A 3,340-nucleotide genomic window follows, 5' to 3' on the forward strand; every position below is an offset into this window, starting at 1 on the left:
CCCGTTGTAGTATTAGATGCCAAATACAGAGCATTGGGGATTAAAGAAGGCAAACTTCAAATTAGTCCAGATTCGCTGAGGCAAGTTTACGTTTATGCCAAAATCCTTGAAAATGAAAAGAATATAAAAGGAATAAAGACTATTCTCATATTCCCCAAGAGTGATCACTATAACAATTTTAAGCAAGAACTTAAAGTCGGAGAAGCCATGTTCTTTGATGGGACACAAATAAGCGTACTGACGTATAACATGGAAACTCTTAAGTCAGAATTGAATGTTGATTCTAAGTTCCAAGAGAAAATAAGGGAGTTATTACAAAATACCGGTAATCACTCAAATCAAAGTCCTCCGCATGCTCCGCCAGCTCTACGAAATCGGCTTTGCAAGTTTTAGTTGATTTCTTTTCAAAATTTCAGAATAGAAGTTGATGGAGAAAGGATCAGAAGTAGCTCTCTGTTAAACCATACTTCTCAAGCTCATGGAGCAGCTTTTTGACAGCTTCCCATGCATCATGCTCACTCTTAGCACCGCTGCAAACGATTTTACCTGATGTGAAGAGGAGTATAACCGCCCTTGGATCTTTCACTCTATAAATAACGCCGGGGAACTGCTCGGGTTCGTATTCACAGTTGGGCAGGGCGAGGGCAACTGCATCGAGGTTAAACTCCATACCAATGTCACCGCTGAAAACCATGTTTTGTATATCAATTTGCGGGGCGCGGTGGAACTTCGTTCCAATCTTTGAGAGCATCTCTACAAGCTTTGAAACAGCACCTTCGATATCTTCAACACTTTTGGCACCGGTTACAACGAGTTTCCCGGAGCTGAATACAAGAAGTGCTACCTTCGGCTCATCCAAACGGCATATGATTCCCGGAAATTCCTCGGGATTGTACTTGGAATTGGGGCAAATCTCAATTACTTTTTCCAAATCCAAAGAAGCAAACAGATCAACGGAAGCCACGATATTTTCAATCCTGAGTTTTACATTGCTCATATCAACCATAATTACACCCCCGATTAGTGGGTTTAAAAACCCCTTTTTATATCCTCACTCAGGCTTTTTAAATTTAACCATGGAATATGTTTAAAAGTCCGCTGCCAATGTTAAAGGGGTGAGCGGTATGAAAAACACGATGGTTTTGGTGAGGACGGATAGCTTTGACAAGGCAATGATAGCCCTCGCAGATCTCACGAGATATGGAGGCATGAAGATACTTGGAGTCCCAAAAATAATCTCTCCTGCTCTCTCGGATTGGGCTTTTGAAAAAATCGTTGGTGAGAAACCCAAGAAAACCTACAGAGCTCATGTGGTGGCTCAAATTGACCTCCCCCCCTCCAAGGCGATAGGGAGACTCAGGGAGATTCATCCCCCCGCGCATATCATAGTCATTCCCCCCAATAGCAATGTTAATGAAGAGCTCATGAAAATGTGGGGAACCTTAGAGAAGCTCAGGGGATTTCACAAACCAAAAGAGACAAAGAGCGAGGAAGAATGATCACTTATTACTTCTTCCTCTTCTTAATTTTGATATTGGCTATATCGCCCAGCGTTGGCTCGTAATCCTTGGGTATCTTTGCCTTCTCCCTCGGAGCTTCCTCAATGCGCTCTATAAGTGTTATCTTGAAATACCGTTCAAGCTTTTTTGCCTCGTCGATGGTGGGCATGTACTCTCCATGGGCTATTCTCCTGAGGAGATTCGTTGATAGACCGACCTTGTGGGAGAGTTCCTCATAACTGAGCCCGCTCCTCTGTATAGCACTTCTCACCCTCTCCGCATAGTCCTCCACGATTTCCTCTTCAGGGCGCTCCCTCCTTGGTCTCGCAGCTCTTTGAGGTCTAGATGGTATTGATCTTGGTCTCGCAGCCCGTCCGGTTGGCATTGGGCTCCATGTACCGGGCTTTTTCTTTGAGTACTTGGCATAGCAGCTGTTGCAGACCAAAAGCTCTGCTCCCTCTATTTTTATGACGTGTCCGGGCCCTCTTATTTGAGCACCGCAGATTTCACAGATTCTCTTTCCTCCAGGCTTTGGCATTCCTATCACCCTCTTTGTTTAATTGTAAGTAGTCCTCAGAATTAAAAAGCTTGTTTATCCTAAAGGCTAAGGATTTATAAATCCTCGCCTGCGAATGTAATTTCGTATGAGGGTGAAAATTGAGAAGCTCAAGGAATGGAATGAAGAGGTCCTCAACAGGCTCGTGGAGATATACATGGAGGGTTATGCGGGACTGAGAGAATACGGCGGGGAGAGCGTGCCCTATGCACGCCGGTATCTTCGGTGGTGCTGGGGAAGAATGAAAGATGGCTTTTTCGTTGCCCGTTTGGATGATGAAATAGTGGGCTTTGCCGTATGTTCAAGGAAGTGGCACCATAAGTTCCTAAATGAAAACGTTGGATACATAGGGGAATTTGTAATCGATAAGGCATATCAGGGGCACCACATAGGAGGCGCCCTAATGAAGGCATGTCTGGAATATCTGAAAGGCTGCAAAAAGATAGTCCTTGAAGTTGGAGAGAAGAATGAGAATGCCATAAAATTCTACGAGCGCTGGGGATTCAAAAAAATCGGGAAGCAGGAAAACTGGATAATCATGCTCAGAGAGGATTGACATTTTTTTGTCAATTTTAAACCATAATCATTTTAAAGGTGACACCTACATACCTATGGATAAGTCCTCTGGGTGAAGATGAAATGCCAAGCTACATAGTTGTAGGCGGTCAATGGGGAGATGAAGGTAAAGGTTCTATAATCGCTTATCTGGCTCAAAAGGATAAACCCGAGGTAATAGCCAGGGGTGGCGTGGGAACAAATGCAGGACACAGCGTTTATATAAATGGGGTTAAATATGCAGTAAGGCAGCTCCCAACGGGTTTCATGCAAACAAAGGCGAGGCTTTTGGTGGGAGCTGGCGTTTTAGTGGATCCTGAAGTATTTTTCCATGAACTGGAGCATTTAAAACCCTTCAATGTTGAGAAGAGAGTAGGCATTGACTACAGGTGCACAATCATAGAGCCCGGGCACAGGGAACTCGATAGAACCAATGCTTACCTGCACGGGAAGATAGGAACCACGGGAAGCGGTTGCGGTCCAGCAAATGCGGATAGGGTTATGAGGAAGGCCAGACAGGCAAAGGACCTCAAAGAGCTTGAACCATATCTAACGGACGTTGCCCAGGAGGTTAACGACGCTTTAGATGAAGGAAAACTCATCCTCATTGAAGGAACTCAAGGCTTTGGATTAAGTCTCTATTATGGTTCATATCCTTATGTTACATCAAAGGATACGAGCGCTTCAGCAATAGCGAGCGATGTGGGCGTTGGACCGACAAGAGTTGATG

Annotated in this window: 6 protein-coding genes; 4 read left to right on the forward strand and 2 right to left on the reverse strand. The window is 44.6% G+C overall.

Annotation, left to right across the window (positions count from 1 at the left end; translation table 11 throughout):
- Positions 1-393: hypothetical protein (locus ACXJGZ_RS08830; RefSeq protein ID WP_456399078.1), on the forward strand; the 393-nt coding region annotated here is incomplete at its 5' end.
- Positions 394-439: 46 nt separating this feature from the next.
- On the opposite strand, the gene ACXJGZ_RS08835 is transcribed toward ACXJGZ_RS08830, so the two are convergent.
- The gene (locus ACXJGZ_RS08835) at positions 440-1,006 is read right to left on the reverse strand and encodes a TATA-box-binding protein (RefSeq protein ID WP_456321470.1); all 567 of its coding nucleotides are present in this window, start codon (positions 1,004-1,006) and stop codon (positions 440-442) included.
- A gap of 118 nt (positions 1,007-1,124) precedes the next feature.
- Here ACXJGZ_RS08835 and ACXJGZ_RS08840 point away from each other — a divergent pair, with 118 nt between their 5' ends.
- The gene (locus ACXJGZ_RS08840; protein ID WP_293257781.1) at positions 1,125-1,499 is read left to right on the forward strand and encodes a DUF356 domain-containing protein; all 375 of its coding nucleotides are present in this window, start codon (positions 1,125-1,127) and stop codon (positions 1,497-1,499) included.
- Positions 1,500-1,506: 7 nt separating this feature from the next.
- Here ACXJGZ_RS08840 and ACXJGZ_RS08845 read toward each other — a convergent pair whose 3' ends face one another.
- Positions 1,507-2,037 carry a multiprotein bridging factor aMBF1 gene (locus tag ACXJGZ_RS08845; protein ID WP_456399079.1) on the reverse strand — a complete coding sequence of 177 codons (531 nt, stop codon included), beginning with the start codon at positions 2,035-2,037 and terminating at the stop codon, positions 1,507-1,509.
- Between the two features lie 106 nt (positions 2,038-2,143).
- On the opposite strand from ACXJGZ_RS08845, the gene ACXJGZ_RS08850 reads away from it, so the two are divergent.
- Together ACXJGZ_RS08850 and ACXJGZ_RS08855 are read left to right on the forward strand one after the other, a co-directional pair.
- Positions 2,144-2,611, forward strand: a complete 468-nt coding sequence (locus ACXJGZ_RS08850) for a GNAT family N-acetyltransferase (RefSeq protein WP_456326592.1) — start codon at positions 2,144-2,146, stop codon at positions 2,609-2,611.
- 83 nt (positions 2,612-2,694) lie between these two features.
- Positions 2,695-3,340, forward strand: a 646-nt coding sequence (locus tag ACXJGZ_RS08855; RefSeq protein ID WP_456399080.1) for an adenylosuccinate synthetase, incomplete at its 3' end; no start/stop codon positions are given.

The sequence above is a fragment of the Palaeococcus sp. (in: euryarchaeotes) genome, from assembly GCF_053987695.1.